The 20157-nt window shown below is 35.8% G+C and carries 22 protein-coding genes; 14 read left to right on the forward strand and 8 right to left on the reverse strand.

Annotated elements, in window-relative coordinates; all coding sequences use genetic code 11:
• Positions 1 to 117: 117 nt before the first annotated feature.
• Entirely contained in the window at positions 118 to 1221 is a 1104-nt protein-coding gene (gene lpxB, locus BMW64_RS03155; RefSeq protein WP_089998366.1) for a lipid-A-disaccharide synthase, read from the reverse strand.
• A gap of 163 nt (positions 1222 to 1384) precedes the next feature.
• Here lpxB and BMW64_RS03160 point away from each other — a divergent pair, with 163 nt between their 5' ends.
• The 3 genes from BMW64_RS03160 to BMW64_RS03170 all read left to right on the forward strand — a co-directional run bounded on the left by BMW64_RS03160 (position 1385) and on the right by BMW64_RS03170 (position 3900).
• Positions 1385 to 1894 carry a DUF2480 family protein gene (locus BMW64_RS03160; RefSeq protein ID WP_089998367.1) on the forward strand — a complete coding sequence of 170 codons (510 nt, stop codon included), beginning with the start codon at positions 1385 to 1387 and terminating at the stop codon, positions 1892 to 1894.
• Between the two features lie 3 nt (positions 1895 to 1897).
• Positions 1898 to 3160 (forward strand): protein O-mannosyl-transferase family, encoded by a 1263-nt coding sequence (locus BMW64_RS03165; RefSeq protein ID WP_089998368.1) that lies wholly within the window; start codon positions 1898 to 1900, stop codon positions 3158 to 3160.
• 83 nt (positions 3161 to 3243) lie between these two features.
• Positions 3244 to 3900: a DUF937 domain-containing protein gene (locus BMW64_RS03170; RefSeq protein WP_089998369.1), complete on the forward strand. Its 657-nt coding sequence runs from the start codon at positions 3244 to 3246 to the stop codon at positions 3898 to 3900.
• 53 nt (positions 3901 to 3953) lie between these two features.
• On the opposite strand, the gene BMW64_RS03175 is transcribed toward BMW64_RS03170, so the two are convergent.
• Positions 3954 to 4073: a 30S ribosomal protein THX gene (locus BMW64_RS03175; RefSeq protein ID WP_089998370.1), complete on the reverse strand. Its 120-nt coding sequence runs from the start codon at positions 4071 to 4073 to the stop codon at positions 3954 to 3956.
• An 82-nt stretch (positions 4074 to 4155) separates the two neighbouring features.
• The gene (locus BMW64_RS03180; RefSeq protein ID WP_089998371.1) at positions 4156 to 5550 is read right to left on the reverse strand and encodes an MATE family efflux transporter; all 1395 of its coding nucleotides are present in this window, start codon (positions 5548 to 5550) and stop codon (positions 4156 to 4158) included.
• 155 nt (positions 5551 to 5705) lie between these two features.
• Here BMW64_RS03180 and BMW64_RS03185 point away from each other — a divergent pair, with 155 nt between their 5' ends.
• From BMW64_RS03185 to aspS, 4 genes are all read left to right on the forward strand, one after another.
• Positions 5706 to 6296 carry a DUF2975 domain-containing protein gene (locus BMW64_RS03185; RefSeq protein ID WP_089998372.1) on the forward strand — a complete coding sequence of 197 codons (591 nt, stop codon included), beginning with the start codon at positions 5706 to 5708 and terminating at the stop codon, positions 6294 to 6296.
• A 2-nt stretch (positions 6297 to 6298) separates the two neighbouring features.
• Positions 6299 to 6505 (forward strand): helix-turn-helix domain-containing protein, encoded by a 207-nt coding sequence (locus tag BMW64_RS03190; protein ID WP_089998373.1) that lies wholly within the window; start codon positions 6299 to 6301, stop codon positions 6503 to 6505.
• Positions 6506 to 6513: 8 nt separating this feature from the next.
• Positions 6514 to 8187: a S41 family peptidase gene (locus BMW64_RS03195; RefSeq protein ID WP_089998374.1), complete on the forward strand. Its 1674-nt coding sequence runs from the start codon at positions 6514 to 6516 to the stop codon at positions 8185 to 8187.
• 250 nt (positions 8188 to 8437) lie between these two features.
• A complete protein-coding gene (gene aspS / locus BMW64_RS03200; protein WP_089998375.1) occupies positions 8438 to 10192 on the forward strand; it encodes an aspartate--tRNA ligase in 1755 nt (584 codons plus the stop codon).
• A 94-nt stretch (positions 10193 to 10286) separates the two neighbouring features.
• Here aspS and BMW64_RS03205 read toward each other — a convergent pair whose 3' ends face one another.
• On the reverse strand, positions 10287 to 11060 hold the full coding sequence (locus BMW64_RS03205) for a hypothetical protein (protein ID WP_089998376.1): 774 nt from the start codon (positions 11058 to 11060) through the stop codon (positions 10287 to 10289).
• A gap of 157 nt (positions 11061 to 11217) precedes the next feature.
• Between BMW64_RS03205 and ku the strand changes: the two genes are divergently transcribed.
• From ku to BMW64_RS03230, 5 genes are all read left to right on the forward strand, one after another.
• Positions 11218 to 12003, forward strand: coding sequence for a non-homologous end joining protein Ku (ku, locus tag BMW64_RS03210; protein WP_089998377.1), 786 nt, complete (start codon positions 11218 to 11220; stop codon positions 12001 to 12003).
• Positions 12003 to 12602 carry a DNA polymerase ligase N-terminal domain-containing protein gene (locus BMW64_RS03215; RefSeq protein WP_089998378.1) on the forward strand — a complete coding sequence of 200 codons (600 nt, stop codon included), beginning with the start codon at positions 12003 to 12005 and terminating at the stop codon, positions 12600 to 12602. Before ku ends, BMW64_RS03215 begins: the two co-directional genes overlap by 1 nt.
• A gap of 80 nt (positions 12603 to 12682) precedes the next feature.
• Positions 12683 to 14566, forward strand: coding sequence for a DNA ligase D (ligD, locus tag BMW64_RS03220; RefSeq protein WP_089998379.1), 1884 nt, complete (start codon positions 12683 to 12685; stop codon positions 14564 to 14566).
• 27 nt (positions 14567 to 14593) lie between these two features.
• Positions 14594 to 14893, forward strand: coding sequence for a hypothetical protein (locus BMW64_RS03225; RefSeq protein ID WP_089998380.1), 300 nt, complete (start codon positions 14594 to 14596; stop codon positions 14891 to 14893).
• 12 nt (positions 14894 to 14905) lie between these two features.
• Positions 14906 to 15103, forward strand: coding sequence for a hypothetical protein (locus BMW64_RS03230; RefSeq protein WP_089998381.1), 198 nt, complete (start codon positions 14906 to 14908; stop codon positions 15101 to 15103).
• On the opposite strand, the gene BMW64_RS03235 is transcribed toward BMW64_RS03230, so the two are convergent.
• The 4 genes from BMW64_RS03235 to BMW64_RS03250 all read right to left on the reverse strand — a co-directional run bounded on the left by BMW64_RS03235 (position 15104) and on the right by BMW64_RS03250 (position 17810).
• Positions 15104 to 15835 carry an SDR family NAD(P)-dependent oxidoreductase gene (locus BMW64_RS03235; protein WP_089998382.1) on the reverse strand — a complete coding sequence of 244 codons (732 nt, stop codon included), beginning with the start codon at positions 15833 to 15835 and terminating at the stop codon, positions 15104 to 15106. It lies immediately after the preceding gene.
• Positions 15836 to 16002: 167 nt separating this feature from the next.
• A complete protein-coding gene (gene yajC / locus BMW64_RS03240; protein ID WP_089998383.1) occupies positions 16003 to 16374 on the reverse strand; it encodes a preprotein translocase subunit YajC in 372 nt (123 codons plus the stop codon).
• Positions 16375 to 16378: 4 nt separating this feature from the next.
• Positions 16379 to 16894, reverse strand: coding sequence for a DUF1573 domain-containing protein (locus tag BMW64_RS03245; protein WP_089998384.1), 516 nt, complete (start codon positions 16892 to 16894; stop codon positions 16379 to 16381).
• Positions 16895 to 16904: 10 nt separating this feature from the next.
• Positions 16905 to 17810, reverse strand: a complete 906-nt coding sequence (locus tag BMW64_RS03250) for a transcription antitermination protein NusB (RefSeq protein ID WP_089998385.1) — start codon at positions 17808 to 17810, stop codon at positions 16905 to 16907.
• A gap of 90 nt (positions 17811 to 17900) precedes the next feature.
• On the opposite strand from BMW64_RS03250, the gene BMW64_RS03255 reads away from it, so the two are divergent.
• Positions 17901 to 19562: an ABC transporter ATP-binding protein gene (locus tag BMW64_RS03255; protein WP_089998386.1), complete on the forward strand. Its 1662-nt coding sequence runs from the start codon at positions 17901 to 17903 to the stop codon at positions 19560 to 19562.
• Positions 19563 to 19661: 99 nt separating this feature from the next.
• Positions 19662 to 19997, forward strand: coding sequence for a DUF3276 family protein (locus BMW64_RS03260; protein WP_027375472.1), 336 nt, complete (start codon positions 19662 to 19664; stop codon positions 19995 to 19997).
• Positions 19998 to 20157: the final 160 nt, after the last annotated feature.

Raw genomic sequence — 20157 nt, forward strand, 5'->3', positions numbered from 1 at the left:
ATTTGAAAGGAAAATTCCTCATAAATTTTGGAAAATTTAAACCTGCACTGGTTATTCATTATTTAAAAGAAAAATCGCAGAAAAATTTTCTACGATTGTTATATTTCATTTTAAATTTTAAAGCTTTACGATAATCTCAGCCGCATTTTCACTTGCTCCTTTTCCCCCAAGTTTTTCCCGCAGAAGCTCATAATCTCTGAAAACTTTAAACCTTTTTTCTGTTTGCAATATTTTTTTCAGTTCTTCTACCAGATTATTTGTATTTAAATCATTCTGAATCAGTTCTTTTACAACCTCCCGATCCATGATAAGATTCACCAGGGAAATGTATTTGATGTTTTTAACGAGTCGTTTTGCAATGGCATAAGAAATTTTACTTCCACGATAGCAAACAACTTCAGGCACATTCAATAAAGCGGTTTCTAAAGTTGCCGTTCCTGAAGTCACCAATGCGGCTTTTGAACACCTCAACAAGTCGTAGGTTTTATTGGACACAAAATGTACATTATCGTCCACATAAGTCTCATAAAATTCTTTAGGAAGACTCGGCGCACCAGCAATAACGAACTGATAATCTTCAAAATAAGGTCTTACGGAAAGCATCATTTCAAGCATTTTTTCCACTTCCTGTTTTCTTGATCCAGGCAACAGTGCAATAATTTCCTTTTCGTTTAATCCGTTTTCTGCCTTAAATTTCTCAATATTAATGTTTTCCAGTGTTGAAATAGCATCCAGCAGAGGGTGCCCCACAAAATGAGAATTTACTCCGCGCTTTTTATAAAAATCTTTTTCAAACGGAAGAATCACCATCATTTCATCCACATATTTTTTAATGATCTCCACTCGTCCTTCTTTCCAGGCCCAAAGCTGAGGAGAAATATAATACACGACTTTAATGCCCAGCTCTTTCGCAAATTTTGCAATCCTTAAATTGAATCCGGGATAATCGACCAGAATAAGAACATCCGGTCTGTTATTTTTAATATCTTCTTTACAAAATTTAATATTATTGAGAATCGTGCGTAGATTCATTGCTACTTCCAGAAAACCCATAAATGCAAGATCGCGATAATGCTTTACAAGTACACCGCCTTGTTTTGCCATAAGATCACCTCCCCAAAATCTAAAATCAGTATTTGGATCTTTTTTCCTTAAGGCTTTCATTAAATTGCTTCCGTGTAAGTCTCCGGAAGCTTCTCCGGCAATAATATAATATTTCATTTCTGCTGAAATCTTTTATTTTTTAATTGTCACAAGCAACCTCTTTTCAAATTTATCTTTATTGACAACTGAAGTTATGGGAGGTTTCTATGACAGGAATAGAGAACAAATAAGAATTTATAAAATCTTAATTTGTAAATTTGTTCAAATATAATGATAAAAAATGTCAGAAGAATTTGAAATCCGGAATAAAGTTGCGGAAAGCGGACTTATCAATTTTGACCTAACAGATCTTGTTCCAAAAGGAATGAGAAAAGGAATCGACCTGAAAGATTTTCTTTTTATGGAAATGATCCTGAAGGAGAAAGATTTCCGTGAAAAAGTGGCAGCTATTGATGTTGAAGAATATCGCGATGCTTACGTTTACATCTACAATTCCGCAGATGCAATTGTTCCTCTTTGGGCATATTTTCTTATTACAGCAAAACTAACCGACGTTACTAAAAAAATAGTTTTCGGCAATCTTGAGGATCTTGAAGTAATCCTTATGCATAATGCAGTTAAAAATTATGATTTCGAGGATATGCGCGGCAAAAGAGTCCTGGTAAAAGGCTGCTCCGATAAAGAAATCCCCGAAAATGCTTATATAGAGTTGGTTGAACAATTAAAACCTATAGTAAAATCATTAATGTTTGGCGAAGCATGTTCAAATGTCCCTATTCTGAAGAATTAAGCAATGAATAAATTTTTGACCGCCGGTTTACTGTTTATTGCCTTCTTATTGATTTATTATGCCGGGAGCTTTTCTAAAATTCCCTTCGCAGATTGTGTTGGGTTTGCCTTAACGACCGAACTGGATACTTTTGAAACAGTAGCGAGTTCTACATCACATATTCTGTATAGCAACACCGCTATTCTGATTAACAAACTGGCAGGATTAGGATCTATTGAATCTAACAGGTGTCTGGTGATATTTTCAGCAGCTTTTGCAGTGGCATTCGTATATATGACCGTAAGAAATTTAACAAAAATAAACTGGGCCGCTATTGTAGCAGCCATTGTTTTTGGATTTAGCTTTACTTTCTGGAAAAATGCTGAGATCATTGAAGTTTACACTTATAATGCGTTCTGGCTAACACTATTTTATTTATGCGTCATCAACAGTTTTGTCCTTGAAAAAAAGAAAGCTTATATTATTCTAGCGGGAATTTTTCTGGGAATAAGCATTTGGCTGCATATTCAGAATTTCCTGCTTATACCGGCTTACCTTTTATTACTATTTTATTTCAGGGCTGAAAAAGCAGGTATTATATATTCATTTATTGCTTTCTCAGTTATTTTTTCACTTTTATTTATTGTTAATTATTCGCAGGGGTATCCCTTATCGTCTCCTTTTAGCAGCAATCAAGGGCATTGGGTTGAGGAGTCTTTCAAAAAGACATTTTCACAATATTTAATGGATATTGTAAAATCGGTTGTATACCTGTTGTATAATTTTACAGTTTTTGTAATTGTTGGGATTATAGGAATAATAATGTTGTACAAAGACAACAGAAAGATGTTTAATGTCTTTTTGCTTGCTTCTGTTTTAATCTATGGTTTTGCTACATTTTACGCGGTAACAGATAATTATATTTTCTTCTTACCTTTTAACATCATTTTTGCTTTGGCAATCGGCTATGGGCTTACTTCAGGTAAATATTTGTTCTTTAAAAAACTTTCCTGGATCTGTCTTTTTATTCCTGCTTTCTATTATCTGTTTTTTAGTATTGCATTGTATACACCTCAGGGAAAAGCTTTTGATAATTTTAAAAGTTATAAAGGAGGTTTAAGTTATTACATGCTACCGTGGATGTGTAATAATAAAGGAATCCTGGAATTTGTAATTGACAAAAAAACGGCTCCTGAACCTATCAACTGGATGACTTATAGCGCTAATATCTACATTAAAAAACTCAAGGAAAAAGGCTACACGGAAGAAGAAATACGTAAGTTTTAATAAATTAATCATAGTCTACATTAATTTTTACGGTACCCTTTTTGCTGATTTTCGTTTACTTTAATAATAAATGAACACAAGCTATGAGTTTAATTGATTTACTAACAGGAAATACCGGTAACCAGGTCGCAGAAAGAGCCGAAAATAAATTCGGAATTGGCAGAAATCAGATCATCGCATTATTAGCCGTAGCTGCTCCGCTGATCATTTCTTACCTCAGAAAAAAATCACAGGACACCCATGAAGCGGAGTCACTCAATGCAGCATTGGATAAAGATCATGACGGAAGTATTCTTAACGATGTCAGCCAGGCTGAAGCAAGACAATCCGAAGGAAATTCTATTCTTACTCACATATTTGGCGGAGAAAAGGGCAATGTAGAAAATCAGTTATCTCAGAAAACCGGGATTTCTATTGATAAGATAGGTCCTGTTTTATCCATGCTGGCGCCTGTAATTATGGGATATATTGGTAGAGAAAAGCAACAGAATAACGTTGGTGCAGGAGGTTTAGGGAGTTTGTTGGACGGGATTTTAGGCAACGCATCAAGCCAGGCGCAGAACCAACAGTCCAATCCATTGAATGATATCATCGGAAACGTCTTAGGTAGCGGAAATACCGGAACTTCATCCAATCCACTGAGTGATATTTTAGGGAATGTTTTAGGAAATAATGATCCCAAGAAAAAAGATAACGATGGCCTTGGAGGCTTATTGGGAAACATTTTTGGAGGAAAATAAATTTAATCTTGTTATAAAAATAAAAGACCGGAAATTTGTTCCGGTCTTTTATTTTAGCCTTTAGATTTCTCTTCTGAAGCGGCAACTGTTTTTGAAGATTTTCTGGGTCTTCTTTTACCATAGCTTCCATTGTTAATCTTTCCTCTTTTAGATTTTTTGTCTCCTTTTCCCATAGTAATATAATTTAGTTGTTGTACGAAATTAAAGAATACACTTCTAAAATCAAAAGTTCAGCTGTTAAAATTTTTATAATCTTTAAATCTTTACCTTTTTCCATTGTCCCCTTTTAAACAAAATAAAAGCTACGATTGTGATTAAAGCTTCCGCTACGGGAATTGAGATAAATACGCCTTTCGGACCCATTTCGAAATACTTTGAAAGTACATATGCGAGAGGAATCTGAAACAGCCAGAAGCCGCAAAGATTTACCCATGTCGGCGTCCAGGTATCTCCGGCTCCGTTAAATGCATTGATCATAACCATTCCGATTCCATAAAAAATAAAACCGATGCTCATGATGTGTAAGGCATTTGTTGCAAAATCCTTAATCTCTTTTTCCTGAGTAAAAAATCCCACCAGAAAATCTCCCATCAAAACAAATATCAGGCTTACCGTGATCATGAAAATGACATTGTATTTTACCGTTTTCATAACAGACTGCTCCGCTCTCATTATTTCACCAGCTCCCATATTCTGCCCGACCAAAGTGGATGCCGCATTACTTAATCCCCATGCCGGAAGCATAAAGAACATCATTAACCGCAAGGCAGTCTGATAACCCGCCGAAGCATTTTCGCCACCCGTAGTTGCTACCAATTGTGCCAGGAAAATCCAGCTGCATGATGCAATAACAAACTGAAAAATTCCGGGAGTTGCGATCTTAATAATTGTTTTGATCAGATCAAGTTTTGGTTTAAAATAATTCAGCCTGATCCTGATCTGTGTGTCTGCAATCAATAAATGATACAATTGATAAATAACCCCAATGCTTCTTCCGATAGTTGTCGCCAAAGCGGCTCCTGTAAGTCCCATCGCCGGAACCGGCCCAATACCTTTGATTAGTACAGGGCACAAAATAATATTGGCAATATTGGCAATCCAAAGTGACTTCATTGCAATAGCCGCATTCCCTGCACCTCTGAAAATTCCATTGATTAAAAATAAAAGCATAATAATCACACTGCTTCCCATCATAATCCTGGTGAACTCTTCCCCGTACTCAGCAGCTTCGGGTCTGGAACCCATCAACAGTAAAATTTCTTTCGCATAGATTACCCCTAATAAGCTCAATATAAACGTTACAATGAAAGAAACCAGCAAAACCTGGGCTGCACTCCTGGAAGCCTGTTCAGGATTCTTCTCTCCTACTCTCCGCGCAACCATCGCCGTTGCCGCCATGCTCATTCCTATGGCAATTGAATACATTACAGAAAGGACTGATTCAGTAAGGCCAACAGTTTGTATTGCATAGCCGCTCTCCTTAAGATGCCCTACAAAATAAAGATCAACCAGCGCAAAGACAGACTCCATGGCCATTTCCAGCATCATCGGAATAGCCAGCAGCAGAACTGCACTTCTTATCGTAATTGTAGTGTAGTCGATCTCCTCGCCGCTCAACGCTTTCTTCAGAAAATTAATATATCGTGACATGATTTGTTCTTTATCTGCAGCAAAAATATCAATTCAAAAATGATTGTCACTTTTCCTATGCAAAGTTTTTTAAAAAAATAAAAATTAAGTTTTTAATAAATTATTATCGTAAAACAATAAATTATTATACATTTGCAATAAATAAAATTAAATCTATGAAATTATTAGGTAACAATTCAATTTCAACAGCAATAAGCTGGATTCTGTTTTTTCTCTTTGTATTTTTTGCATTTCATGTTATATACGAAATGTTCGGCTACGGAATTTCTTATTATAATTTAAAAACAGGCAACAAAATTCTTTATAACACATTTTATGTTGGGAATACCATAGATTGGGGGAATACCACTGCCACCGGGAACACTTATTTCAGATTTAAATATCCGTTTTCGGATCAGCAGATGGTAACAGGAGTTTTTTCATTGGAAATGTTTTTAAATCAATTATTGCAATTCTCTTTTTACACTTTATTTTTCTTTTCAGCCTTTAAAATTTTTAACGGAATGAGTCAGGAAATACTCTTTAACCAGAATGTGATCCAGTGGTTGAAAAGATTCTCTTTGCTAAATATTATTTTTGTTCCACTTTCTGTGTTGAACTGGCTGTATAATTTCAAATCTCATTTCAATTTAGATATTTTGCTCATCATATTTATACATTTTTTGCTTGGAATCATGGTCTATTTCATCGTAGAATTTTTCAAAAAAGGAATGGATCTTCAACATCAAGCAGACTTTACAATTTAATTATGCCAATAGTAATCAACGTAGATGTAATGCTTGCCAAACGCAAGATGCAGTCGCAGGAACTCGCAGAGAAAATTGGGATTACCCAGGCCAATCTTTCTATTTTAAAGACAGGAAAAGCAAAAGCAGTAAAACTTTCTACACTGGAGGCCATCTGCAAAGCACTGGACTGCCAACCCGGAGACATTCTTGAATATGTAAAAAACTAATCAATACCATGAAAAAATACATCATTATTTTCTTAATTTTTTGCAAGATACTCTCTTTCGCCCAGACAACATCTAAAACAGAATTTGATAATGGTTCTAAAATTTCAGTTGAATTATTAAATAAAATCGGTAATAAAAAACTTCAGCAACTCGGAATGATCTGGGGATTCCTGAAATACTATCACCCTACTGTTGCTGCGGGGAAATATAACTGGGATGATGAACTTTTCAAAATAATTCCTGAATTATCCAATACTTCTGCAGTACAACATGACAAATTAATAACGAACTGGATTAAAAGTCTCGGATACTTTAAGACTCAAAATTATACCACCCCTGAAAATCTTAAAATGAAAGCTGATCTTGACTGGATCATGTCTTCCGGATTTTCAAAAGAACTTACGGATATCTTATTGAAAGTTAAGAACGCTGAAAGAAAAGATAAAAATCATTACGTCTCATTATTAGAAGATGGCAATCCTGCGTTTGCAAACGAAAATCCATACTCCACAATGATTTCCCCGGATGCAGGATATCGGCTGTTGAGCCTGTATCGCTATTGGAACATCATTCAGTATTATTTTCCTTACAGATACGCAATAGGGCAAGACTGGAAAGAGATTTTAGGAGAATTTATTCCAAAATTTTTATCCGCTACAGATGGTACGGATTACAATCTTGCCTGTCTTGAACTTACAGAACGAATTAACGACTCTCATGCAGGCATTCACAATGCGGTAACCTATCACTTTTTCGGAGAAAGAATCGTTCTTTTAGAAATCGTTTTTGCTGAAAATGAAGCCGTTGTAAAAAACTATTATGATGAAAACCTTGGAAAAGAAACCGGATTAAAAATCGGAGATATTATTCTGGAAATTAATGGCAAAACTATCGAAAAGATCATTGCAGACTATTCCAGATATCTTCCGGCATCTAATAATCCGACCAAATTGAGGAATTTGTCTTATCAGCTTTTGAATTCTAATGATATGTCCATTGATCTGAAATATCTCAGTGACGGAGCAGAAAAAACAACAACCCTCCAAACCTATCTTCCCAACAGAATAAATTATAGGCAAAAGCCTGCAATACCTTTTAAAATGATTGATGCACAAACCGCTTATATTAATTTAGGAACCGTAAAATCAAAAGATTTTCAGGACATTTTTGAAAAGATAAAAAATACAAAAGGCCTGATCATCGACATGAGAGCATACCCGGCCGAGTTTTATATTTTCAAGCTTGGAAAATACCTGATGCCCCATCCTGAAAAATTTGCAAGATTCACAGTACCGTCAATAATGCAGCCAGGAGATTTCACTATGCAGGAAGCCATTACGGTAGGGACCGACAATAAAGATTTTTACAAAGGAAAAATTGCTATCCTCATCAACGAAATGACACAGAGCAGTGCGGAATATCACACCATGGCCTTCAGAAAATCACCCAATGCAAAAGTTTTCGGATCCCAGACCGCAGGTGCAGATGGTGACGTTTCTTATTTTACACTGCCGGGAAAAGTTTCTACACAAATAACAGGCATCGGCATATATACCCCGGAAGGATCAGAAACCCAGAGAATAGGAATCATTCCTGATGTTGAACTAAAGCCTACTATGGAAGGTATTAAAAAAAACAAAGATGAAGTTCTCGAAAAAGCGCTGGAGTGGATTGAAAGCTAACATTCAAAGCCTTTCCCAATAACAAATCATGAATTGTTTTTTTTAAATTCAACATAAAAACAAACCAATACCATCAAAGCTCAGATCAAAAACTTCCGAAAGGGAGTTTTTTTGTTTTAAAAACCTTCAAAAATCATATCTTTGCACACGGAAAATTCAGTGTTCTGCATTTCATGTTTTAGATTTGATATTCAAAACCTTAAACTCAGAACTTTGAACTTTAAATTTTAGAACTTTAAACAAATAATTTATGTTTCGATCGCACACCAATGGAGAATTATCTCTTCAACATCTTAATGAAGAAGTTACACTTTCAGGATGGGTACAAACCATCCGTGATAAAGGATTTATGATTTGGATAGATCTTCGGGATCGTTACGGAATTACACAATTGGTTTTCGATCAGGAGCGTTCTACCGCAGAACTGATGGAAAATGCAAAAAAACTGGGCCGTGAATTTGTAATTCAGGTGACCGGAAAAGTGATTGAAAGAGTAAGCAAAAATCCTAATATTCCAACTGGTGAAATTGAAATTCTTGTTGAAAAACTGACGGTTCTTAATGAATCCCAGCTTCCTCCATTTACCATTGAAGACGAAACAGACGGTGGTGAAGAGTTGAGAATGAAATACCGTTATCTTGATATCAGAAGAAATCCTGTAAAAGATAAATTGATCTTCCGTCACAAAATGGCGCAAAAGGTTAGAAATTACCTTTCAGACAATGGATTTATCGAAGTTGAAACTCCGGTTTTAATTAAATCTACTCCGGAAGGCGCAAGGGATTTCGTAGTGCCGAGCAGAATGAACCCGGGACAGTTTTACGCATTGCCACAATCGCCTCAGACTTTCAAACAGCTATTGATGGTGGGTGGAATGGATAAATATTTCCAGATCGTAAAATGTTTCCGTGATGAAGATTTAAGAGCCGACAGACAGCCGGAATTCACACAGATCGATTGTGAAATGGCGTTCGTAGAGCAGGAAGATGTAATGAATGTTTTTGAAGGAATGACCAAAACTTTGCTGAAAGACATCACTGGTCAGGAATTCGGAGATTTTCCTAGAATGACGTTTGCTGATGCCATGCAGAAATACGGAAACGACAAACCGGATATCCGTTTCGGAATGGAATTCGCGGAACTGAACGATTTGGTAAAAGGAAAAGATTTCAAAATATTTGACGAAGCAGAATTGGTTGTCGGAATCAATGTGGAAGGATGTGCAGATTACACTAGAAAACAGATTGACGAGCTTGTAGACTGGGTAAAAAGACCTCAGATTGGTGCTTCAGGAATGGTGTGGGTGAAATTCCAGAATGATGGAGTGAAGACTTCTTCGGTTAATAAATTTTATAACGAGGAAGATTTATCTAAAATCATCGAAAAATTCGGTGCTAAAGAAGGAGACTTAATGTTGATTCTTTCCGGAGGTGAAAATAAAGTAAGAACTCAGCTTTCCGCGTTGAGAATGGAGCTTGGAAACCGTTTGGGATTAAGAAAAGGAAACGAATTCGCTCCACTTTGGGTGGTAGATTTTCCACTATTGGAATTTGATGAAGAAAGCGGACGTTACCACGCGATGCACCACCCTTTCACGTCTCCTAAACCTGAAGATATTCATTTGCTGGAAACAGATCCGGGGAAAGCAAGAGCCAATGCCTACGATATGGTACTGAACGGAAACGAAATCGGTGGAGGTTCCATCAGAATTTTTGATAAAGACCTTCAGTCTAAAATGTTTGACCTGTTAGGCTTCACCAAAGAAGAAGCTGAGGCACAATTTGGTTTCTTAATGAATGCCTTTAAATATGGTGCTCCGCCACACGGAGGTTTAGCATTCGGATTTGACCGTCTTGTGGCAATCCTTGACGGAAACGAAGTGATCAGGGATTATATTGCCTTCCCGAAAAACAACTCCGGACGTGATGTAATGATTGATGCACCGGCTGCCATTGCAGATGAACAGCTGGATGAGCTTGAACTTAAATTGAATTTAAAAGCATAAATTAGAAGCGGGGAATTTCTCCGCTTTTTTATTTACTAAACAGAAAAAGCGAAGAAAATTCTTCGCTTTATATAAATTTCAATATTAAACTAATTTACAAATATCCATTCTGCACCAACCAAGCCGTGATTCTTTTCAACGTAAGTGAGTTCGGATCTACAACAGAGGACGAAAATTTTACATTATCTTTTTGCGGAATCGCAACCACCCTTCGAACGTTATCTTTTGCCGAAAAAAACTCAAAATTCTGAGCATTATTTCCTCCTGCAAAACTTACTTTAGCGACCAACACTCCACTTGGAATAAAAAATTCATAAGAATCTTGTCCGCCAACATTTCCTGTAGAAGTAAAGAAACCTATTTTTTCTACGCCTTGTTCAATAGATTTATCCTGCTTCAATTCTATTGGCCAGCTTTTGTTGCGGGACACCAACGTATAATTTACAGCCGTTCTTGGTGAAACACCTTTTGAAGCGATCAGTTCCGTCACTTTACCTTCATTAAGGCCGTTTCCATCCACAATTCCACCTTTACCAATTAAGTTCACAAACCCTTTTTCCATTCCTAATGTGGATAATTTGAAAATTCCCACCTGATTGGTCGGCAAAAAGGTAAAACGATAATACATACTCGTGTTATCATTTTTATCGCCTTCGAATTCCGTACTCAGAACAGCAATGACTAATTTTTCTCCATTCATCGAATAAAGATTAAAATTTTTCGTTAAGCCAAAATTTTGTTTCTGTACCTCAACCTTACCTATTTTGTTGCCATCTACTGCGATGATATTATTTTTATAATCCACCTTTTGAGCAGATAATAAAATATTAAGTCCCAGAATAAATAAAAATGTAAAAACTGTCTTCATGATATATTTTATTTTCAGACCAAAATACAAATAATTAAGTTAGTTCTTATATCAATCCAATTATTTAAATACCAAAATTTTAATAATAAATACCATATATAAACAGTCATTCCCCGCTCGGCACAATCATTGTAGATTTTAGCTAAATCAAATTACAATGAAAGCAATCTGGAACGGCGCCATTGGCTTTGGCTTAGTAAATATTCCTGTAAAGATTTATTCGGCAACAGAAACCACCAAACTGGATCTGGATATGCTTGATAAATCTGATTTTTCGAATATCCGCTTTAAAAGGGTAAATGAAAACACCGGGAAAGAAGTGAAATGGGAGAATATTGTGAAGGGTTATCTCATGGACGATAAGTACATCATTCTTGATGAAGAAGATTACGAGGCAGCAAGCCCGGAAAAATCTAAAATACTTTCTATTGACCAGTTTGTAAAGGAATCTGAAGTAGATTCCGTTTACTTTGAAAATCCTTATTACCTGGAACCTCAAAAAAATGGCGAGAATGCTTATAGACTTCTCCTGAAAGCTTTAGCAAAAACAGAAATGGTAGGTGTAGGTACATTTGTCCTTCGTGAAAGCGAGGCAATCGGAATGATCCGACCTTATAATGATGATGTTCTTGTGCTGAACCGACTGAGATTTGCCCAGGAAATAAGAGATTATAGCGACCTGAAGATTCCTGCTAAAAAACCACCCAAGCCTGCCGAGCTTAAAATGGCCATCAGCCTAATTGAACAGCTTTCCCAGGAATTTGATCCTGAAATGTATAAAGACACCTATTCTGAATCTTTAATGAAAATCATTAAACAGAAAGCTAAAGGAAAAAATATTAAGGCTAAAAAAGCTGAACCGGCTAAGGAAGGTAAAGTAATCGACCTTATGGCACAGCTAAAGGCCAGCTTACAAAGTCCAAAATCTAAAAACGCATCATAATGGCTTTAAAAGATTACAACGAAAAGAGAAAGTTCAACGAAACTACCGAGCCCAAAGGGAAAACCAAAAAGAGCAAAGACAAGCTGATTTTTGTAATTCAGCGGCATGCTGCTTCAAGGCTGCATTATGATTTCAGGCTTGAGATGGATGGGGTGCTGAAGAGCTGGGCCGTTCCGAAAGGTCCGTCACTGGATCCGAAAGATAAACGTCTCGCCATGATGGTGGAAGATCATCCTTATGATTATAAAGATTTTGAAGGGAATATTCCTGAAGGTAATTACGGCGCCGGACAAGTAGAAATCTGGGACAGCGGAACGTATGAACCTTTAGATCAGAATTCAAAACTTTCTGATGAGAAAGAACTGCTGAAAGAACTTCATGCAGGCTCGTTGAAATTTATTCTTCACGGAAAAAAATTAAAGGGTGAATTTGCTTTGGTGAAAATGAAAAACACAGAAGAGAATTCATGGCTTTTGATCAAACATAAAGATGATTTTGCAGAGAGCGATTATGATGCAGAAGAAAATACGGCAAAGAATTCTTTGGTAACGAAATTTTTAGAGGAAAAAAAAAGCCCAAAAGCCAGCGCAAAAAAGTAGCCACTGAAGACACAAAACCGCGTTTTCAGCGTTTTAATGATCTGGTTGATGAAAAAAAATTAGAACATTTCATCAAACCTATGCTGGCAAAACCCCATGCTGAAGCATTTGATGATGAAGACTGGATTTTTGAAATAAAATGGGATGGCTATCGTGCTGTGGCCGATCTCAGAGAAGAAGCTTTGTTTTATTCCCGCAATGGGATATCATTTCTTTCCAAGTTTAAAAAAGTGGCGAAAGATTTTAGCCGTCAGAAACACAAAATGATTCTCGATGGCGAAATCGTAGCGTATGACGAAAACGGCAGACCCAATTTTCAGTTGCTTCAACAGATCGGTGATAATCCGGATCTTGCTCTTGTCTATCAGGTCTTTGATATCCTTTGGCTGAACGGGCATTCTACAGAAGAACTACCACTGATTCAACGTAAGGAACTTTTGAAGGAAGCTTTAATTGAAACGGACGTTATTAAATATTGTGATCATATTCAGGAGAAAGGTATTGACTTTTTTAAGCAAATGAAAAAGATGAAACTGGAAGGTATGATCACTAAAAAAGCGGACAGTCAGTACACCGAAAATCACAGAACTTCCGACTGGCTTAAAATAAAGTTCACGAATACAGAAGAAGCAATCATCTGCGGATTTACGGAGCCCCGCGGATCAAGAGAAGGTTTCGGCGCATTGATTCTGGGGAAATATATTGACGGAAAACTTACCTATTCCGGACATACGGGAACGGGGTTTAACCGTGAATCTATTAAAGAACTTCATGAAAGATTAAAGAAAATAATTGTAAAGAGTTCTCCTTTTGAGACCAAGCCTAAAACCAATATGCCGGTAACATGGACAAAACCTGAACTGGTATGCGAAATAAAATATTCTGAAATCACAAAGGATGGTATCTTCAGGCATCCGGTTTTTGTAGCCATCCGTGAAGACAAAGAGCCGGAAGAAGTAAAGAATTCTGAAGGTGAAATACATGAAGTAAAAGAAAATACAAAAGATATGAAAGCATCCACAACTCCTAAAAAAGCAAAACTTTCTGAAAATGACAAAGAAGTAACATTGAACAGGCACAAGGTGAAACTGACCAATCAGGATAAAGTGTATTTTCCCCAGGATGATGTTACGAAAGGTGATGTGATTGACTATTATCAGTCGGTGGCTGACTATATTCTGCCACATTTAAAAAATCGTCCGCTCTCATTAAACCGTTTTCCGAATGGTATTGAAGAACAGAACTTTTATCAGAAAGATGCCAGTGATAATATTCCAGATTGGATAAAGACAACACAGGTATATTCGGAATCGAACGATAAATACATTGATTATATTTATTGTAATGACAAAGCCACGCTTGCTTATCTTAATAATTTAGGCTGCATCGACATGAATCCCTGGAATTCTTCCCTACCCGATCTCGATCACCCTGATTTTCTGGTGCTGGACCTGGATCCATCCAAAAAAAATACTTTTGATGACGTGATCGAAACCGCTCTTCAGGTTCATGAAGTTTTAGAATCTATTAAAGTAGAAGGGTATTGTAAAACTTCCGGAAGTACGGGAATTCACATTTATATTCCTATGGGTGGCAAGTATGATTTTGACCAGGTAAAAGATTTTGCACACATCCTGATGAAGCAGGTTCACGATAAACTTCCGGAAATTACCACGCTGGAAAGAAGTCTACAGAAAAGAGATAACAATAAAATTTACCTTGATTACCTTCAGAACAGAACGGGACAGACATTGGCGAGTGCTTACAGCTTACGCCCAAAACAAGGCGCTTCCGTTTCTATGCCTTTAGAGTGGAATGAATTGAAAAAGGGTCTTAAACCTACTGATTTTAATATTCATAATGCTTTGGACAGGATAAAAGATAAAGGTGATTTGTTTAAACCTGTTCTGGGTAAAGGAATTGATATGATGAAGGCGCTGGAGAGGTTGCAGGGCTTGGAGTAATTGGTTATTTTTAAATAAACTTTTACTATGAAAAACGGCTTTGCTATTTTATTACTAATTCTTCTCATAAGTTGTTCTAAAAGCTCAAATATAAATTACTCTTTTGATAATATTTTAAGTTATAAGGACACTATATTTATAAAATCCAGATTTGCTGATTGTGGAGAATGGGGAGGTCATAATGAAATAATTAAAGTTTATTCTGAAAAAGAACAAACTAAATTGGTTTACACCAGATACAGAGTCGATTGTGGAGTTAGAGATAGTACAGGATCAATTGTACAAAATGAAGAGGCAAAAAAAAATATTGTTTTATCAACTTCTTAAAAAGCTGGCTTGATGGATTACATTAATAATGTGATGCAGTACAAATTCATGGAAAATGAATTTGGTAATAGCGGAAATTCTTTTTCTGTTGAAGACAGTGAAAATCAATTAAAAATTTCTCATTACGGTAGCAGTAGCATTCTGATGGAAAACTATAATGATTTAATGAATAAATTAGGCTTTCCAAGTGTCATTGTTAAAAGTGAATAATTAAGGCAACTTTGCCACCAGACTTTCCGGCAGTACTTTTAAAATCCAATAAATCATTTTCCATTTAAAGTTCGGAACAATGGTAAAGGAATTCCCTGCGTTGACAATGAATTTTGCGACGTAATCCGGTTCCATCATTAAAGATTCGTTTAACTGTAAACCTTCATTAATTTTTGTTCTTATATAACCGATTACTAAAGCATTAACTTTAATATTTCTCGGAGCCAGTTCTTGTCTTAAACCCGCTAAATAGGTGGTAAAAGCGGCCTTTGTGCTTCCATATACAAAATTACTTTTCCTTCCGCGAACGCCTGAAAGTGATGATAATCCGATGATTCTTTCTAAATTCTTATTGGTTTCATCTGTTGCAATAATATTGAGAATAGAAACAGCTCCCATATAATTGACCATTATCATCTGTTGCACTCCTTTGAAATCTGTTAATGCTTTTTTATTTTCAACTAAAAATCCTGCGGCATACACAACAATATGAGGTTTTACGGGAAGTTCGTCATAGAATTTCTGATGTGAATTAAAATCTACAGCATCAAAATGCAATACTGAAACTTTTGAATACAGGTTATTTTCCTGAACGAAATTTTCTAAGGAAAGCGTATTCCTGGAAGCTGCAATAACAGAGAAATCTTTCTGAACATATTGCAGCATACATTGTTTGGCAACGTCTGAATTGGCACCGAGAATGAGAACGGTCTTACTTGTGTTTTTATTCATGTGGCAAAGATATTTGTTTAAACACTAATTTCGCGAATCTTTCACACAAATAAGCACAACTTGGTTATTATAGGAGATGAAATCTTTGTATATATCTATCTTATAAAAAGTTTCGGCGGGGTGAGCTTTGCTCACCCCGCCGAAACGGAATATTATAAATCTGAAAATTATTTTTTCTCAGTTTCGATTTCTTTTTTCTCAGCTGTTTTTTCTGCAGCTTTCGCTTTTTCGCCGAAACGAGCTTCTGTAAATTCTCTTGAAACAGCTGCTTTTTCAAATTTCAGTTTTCCTGATAAAGTTTCGATGATGAAACCATCATCCTGAACCTGTGCAATTCTTCCATGAAGACCTGAAGTAAGCACTACTCTTGTTCCCACTTTAAGGGTTTCCTGAAAGTTTTTCTCCTGCTTCTGCTTTTTCATTTGTGGTCTTATCATTAAAAAATAAAACCCTACAAACATCGCTCCCATCATGATCAGCATCATGGAAGAGTTTCCTCCCTGAGCGGGTGCCTGTAAAAAAATTGATAATAAATTCATGATGTTATGGTTGAATATTCGCAGTGAATGTTAATTTGATAGGCGCTTTTTCCACATTCGCAAAAACATCTGCATATTTATTTACGTTTCCGTCAAAATTTGTAGAGTCGAAATGTAGAGTGATTTTTCCTTTTTTACCCGGCATAATCGGTTCTTTTGTAAAGTCAGGAGCTGTACATCCACAACCCGGTTTTACTTCTGAAATTACTAAAGGATTGCTTCCTGTGTTTGTAATTTCGTATACGTGCTCTACTTTATCTCCTTTTTTGATTTTTCCGAAGTCAAAGTTGCTTTCCGAAAGAGCAACGGTAGTCATTGGCTGGTTGGATGCCGGTGCAGCAGCTTCGGATGATACTGGAGCGACAGCAGAGTCTCCCGCTGCAGGAGTTACAGTTCCAGTTGAAGCAGAATCTGAACTTACAGCAGTTTCTGTATTTGCTGTTTCTTTGTTTTCTTTTTTACAAGAAACCAAGCCAAAGCCTATTACTGATAAAGCGATAATTGATAACGTCTTTTTCATATTGAAATATTTATATTCTATTTAAATCTTTGCAGTATTTATCTAAGATCCCGTTGATGAAAATATTGGAACGGTCTGTAGCGAATACTTTTGCGATCTCGATGTATTCATTGATGATCACTCTGGAAGGCGTAAAAGGAAAATTATCAAGCTCCGCAATAGCAGTTGATAAGATCACTTTATCCATTAATGAAACTCTTTCCAGATCCCAGTTTTCAAGTCTTTCTCCAAGTTTCTTTTCATTGTTTTCCCAACTGTCTAATGTATTTCTTAAAAGCTTAATGGCAAAAGTTTTATCTTCATCATCTTTAATCATTTTAATTAAAGTTCTGCTTTCTTCATCTTCTTTCAGAAATCCGATCGTTTTCTGTACCATTGAGTTAGCAATGTGAATATCATCATACCATGAAAGTTCTTTGTCTTCAAGATAATCATGAAAATCATCATTTTCAGCAATGTATCGTAAGAAAAGTTTCCCGATAAATTTCTGATCTGCCTCGAAAGAATATCCTTCTTCTTTCATAAAATCCTGATAACGTTTTCCCGCCGTCATTCTTTGAAAAGTTTTTACCAGAAGATCGTCATGCATATCCCATTTTAATTGTTTATGCTGACCGGTGAAGAAAAGCCTTTCAGGATTTTCTTCCAGTTTTATAAGAACCTGATTGTTGATGAATTTTTGGTTAGGATTAGTATTAGCATCGGTCTTAATATATTTATTCTTACCGATTTCTATCTGATGTTCTGCCAGTTCTTTAAGAGCAACCAGAAAGTTTAACTCATAAATATAGAGATAATAGATTTTCTCTATTCCGGCAAACATATTTTTCTCTAACACATCAAACTTTACAGGATTCTGGTAATATGAATACACAGTCTGTACTACTTTTTCACGGATTTGTCGTCTTCCTAACATTCAAAGAGCTTTTTATGGGTGCAAAGATACAAAATTTAAACTTTATGAAATTCGCAGTGTGATGACATTTTTGTAAATTTGTAAAAGTTTATGAAAGCGCTAAAAACTCTAAACCCTTATTTCTGGAAGCACAAGATATTATTATTTTGGGGGGTATTATTTATCATTGCCAGTAATTTCTTTAATATATATAAAGTACAGTTTGTAGGAAAATCAGTGGATGAGCTTACAAGAAACGGGAACCTCGGCTTTAACAAACAGGTTTTAGTTTATGTTGCAATTATTGTAGGATGCTCACTACTCACCGGATTTTTCACGTTCATGATGCGGCAGACCATTATTGTTGCTTCAAGAAGAATTGAATATGAGCTGAAAAACAAAATCTACAGACATTACCAGGATTTATCCTTAACAGATTACAAACAAACAACGATCGGTGATCTCATGAACAGGTTAAGCGAAGATGTTGTTGCGGTGAGAATGTATCTGGGTCCGGGGGTGATGTATGTGGCCAATTTGTTGGTTCTTGTTGTTATCACAGCCATTTACATGCTCAAAACGGATGTTTCGATGACTTTATGGACATTACTTCCTCTTCCTATTTTGTCGTATGCTATTTATAAGGTAAGTTCTATTATTAACAAAAAGTCGAAAATCATGCAGAAAAGCCAATCTGCAATTTCCACTTTTGTACAGGACAGTTTTTCGGGAATCCGGGTGGTAAAATTCTTTGCCCGCGAAAAATATATTGAAAAAAATTACGGTGTAAAAGTTACCGATTATCAGGATAAAGCGCTTGATCTTGCCAAAACGGAAGCTTATTTTTTCACCATCATCCTTTTTGTCATCGGACTTCTTAATGTAGCCATCATCTGGATTGGCGGTCAAAAGTATATTGCAGGGGAGCTAAGCATCGGGAAAATTGCAGATTTTTTTTTGTACATCAATACGCTGATATTTCCTTTCTCAATGGTAGGATGGGTAACTTCAGTGAATCAGCGTGCAGAAGCCTCCATGCAAAGGATCAATGAATTTATGGATAAGAAATCTGAAATCATTAACAAAAATTTCGAAAATTATCCTATTAAAGGAAATATTGAATTTAGAAATGTATCTTACGTTTATCCAAATACGGGAATTAAAGCGCTGGAAAATCTCAGTTTTACAGTAAAAGCCGGAGAATCTCTTGCGATCATGGGTAAAACAGGAAGTGGTAAATCAACGATTGCATTATTGCTTTGCAGACTTATTGATCCCACAGAAGGAGAAATTTTAGTTGACGGAAAAAATTTAAAGGAACATAATTTAGACAATTACAGAAACTATATAGGATATATTCCTCAGGAAAGTTATCTTTTCTCCGATTCTATTGAAAATAATATTGGCTTTGCCATTGATCATCCTACACACCAAAAAGTTGTTGAATATGCAAAAATTGCTGATGTAGATAAGAATATCGTGGAATTTAAAGATCAGTACAAAACGATGGTAGGCGAACGTGGTGTAATGCTTTCGGGAGGCCAGAAGCAAAGAATCTGTATCGCAAGGGCATTGATTAAAGATCCGAATATTATCATTTTTGATGATTCACTTTCTGCATTAGACACAGAAACCGAACAGAATATACTGGAAAATATAGATAGAAAAATTCATAATGCCACATCTATAATCATCACACACAGAGAGTCTAGCGCTCAAAGAGCAGATAAGATTCTCAACCTCACAGAAATTAGCAATTCCGTAACTGCATAGCTCATTCATTCACAAATGTTAAATAAATCATAAAAAAAATTTTGTGATTAAAAGAAAACTTTTATATTTGTTCCTAACAAGATTAAAAAATATCTAACAATGAGTGAATACAAGGAACGCCATGAAAATGAAATTTTCACTAAGGTGTTAAAAGCAGGGAGAAGAACTTATTTCTTTGATGTGCGCGAGACGAAAGCAGGAGATTATTATCTTACGATTACCGAAAGTAAAAAGAACTTCGGGGAGAATGGAGAAGCTACATTCGAGAAGCACAAAATCTATCTTTACAAAGAAGATTTTAAAAGTTTTCAGGAGATGTTTAATGAATCCACAGATTTCATCATTAACGAAAAAGGCGAAGATGTAATATCAGAAAAGCACGACAAAGACTTCAAAAGCAGATCTTTCACAATCGATTCTGACGACGAAGTTTAAAATATTTTAACAATATTAAAAAACACAAGCATCTGGAAAAAGATGCTTTTTTGTTTCTTGTAACTTATTATCTTACTTCTTAGAAAAATTTAGATACACAAATGCAATGCTACGCATATAATTTCACAGCATTTCATTTAGATTAATTTAAAATATTTAC

It is taken from the genome of Chryseobacterium taichungense, from assembly GCF_900109935.1.
In the GTDB taxonomy this organism is placed as follows: domain Bacteria; phylum Bacteroidota; class Bacteroidia; order Flavobacteriales; family Weeksellaceae; genus Chryseobacterium; species Chryseobacterium taichungense.

Coding starts and splice junctions, on each gene's coding strand:
- lpxB (WP_089998366.1), bottom strand. CDS start 1,221: ATGAAATATTATATTATTGCCGGAGAAGCTTCCGGAGACTTACACGGA.
- BMW64_RS03160 (WP_089998367.1), top strand. CDS start 1,385: ATGTCAGAAGAATTTGAAATCCGGAATAAAGTTGCGGAAAGCGGACTT.
- BMW64_RS03165 (WP_089998368.1), top strand. CDS start 1,898: ATGAATAAATTTTTGACCGCCGGTTTACTGTTTATTGCCTTCTTATTG.
- BMW64_RS03170 (WP_089998369.1), top strand. CDS start 3,244: ATGAGTTTAATTGATTTACTAACAGGAAATACCGGTAACCAGGTCGCA.
- BMW64_RS03175 (WP_089998370.1), bottom strand. CDS start 4,073: ATGGGAAAAGGAGACAAAAAATCTAAAAGAGGAAAGATTAACAATGGA.
- BMW64_RS03180 (WP_089998371.1), bottom strand. CDS start 5,550: ATGTCACGATATATTAATTTTCTGAAGAAAGCGTTGAGCGGCGAGGAG.
- BMW64_RS03185 (WP_089998372.1), top strand. CDS start 5,706: ATGAAATTATTAGGTAACAATTCAATTTCAACAGCAATAAGCTGGATT.
- BMW64_RS03190 (WP_089998373.1), top strand. CDS start 6,299: ATGCCAATAGTAATCAACGTAGATGTAATGCTTGCCAAACGCAAGATG.
- BMW64_RS03195 (WP_089998374.1), top strand. CDS start 6,514: ATGAAAAAATACATCATTATTTTCTTAATTTTTTGCAAGATACTCTCT.
- aspS (WP_089998375.1), top strand. CDS start 8,438: ATGTTTCGATCGCACACCAATGGAGAATTATCTCTTCAACATCTTAAT.
- BMW64_RS03205 (WP_089998376.1), bottom strand. CDS start 11,060: ATGAAGACAGTTTTTACATTTTTATTTATTCTGGGACTTAATATTTTA.
- ku (WP_089998377.1), top strand. CDS start 11,218: ATGAAAGCAATCTGGAACGGCGCCATTGGCTTTGGCTTAGTAAATATT.
- BMW64_RS03215 (WP_089998378.1), top strand. CDS start 12,003: ATGGCTTTAAAAGATTACAACGAAAAGAGAAAGTTCAACGAAACTACC.
- ligD (WP_089998379.1), top strand. CDS start 12,683: ATGCTGGCAAAACCCCATGCTGAAGCATTTGATGATGAAGACTGGATT.
- BMW64_RS03225 (WP_089998380.1), top strand. CDS start 14,594: ATGAAAAACGGCTTTGCTATTTTATTACTAATTCTTCTCATAAGTTGT.
- BMW64_RS03230 (WP_089998381.1), top strand. CDS start 14,906: ATGGATTACATTAATAATGTGATGCAGTACAAATTCATGGAAAATGAA.
- BMW64_RS03235 (WP_089998382.1), bottom strand. CDS start 15,835: ATGAATAAAAACACAAGTAAGACCGTTCTCATTCTCGGTGCCAATTCA.
- yajC (WP_089998383.1), bottom strand. CDS start 16,374: ATGAATTTATTATCAATTTTTTTACAGGCACCCGCTCAGGGAGGAAAC.
- BMW64_RS03245 (WP_089998384.1), bottom strand. CDS start 16,894: ATGAAAAAGACGTTATCAATTATCGCTTTATCAGTAATAGGCTTTGGC.
- BMW64_RS03250 (WP_089998385.1), bottom strand. CDS start 17,810: ATGTTAGGAAGACGACAAATCCGTGAAAAAGTAGTACAGACTGTGTAT.
- BMW64_RS03255 (WP_089998386.1), top strand. CDS start 17,901: ATGAAAGCGCTAAAAACTCTAAACCCTTATTTCTGGAAGCACAAGATA.
- BMW64_RS03260 (WP_027375472.1), top strand. CDS start 19,662: ATGAGTGAATACAAGGAACGCCATGAAAATGAAATTTTCACTAAGGTG.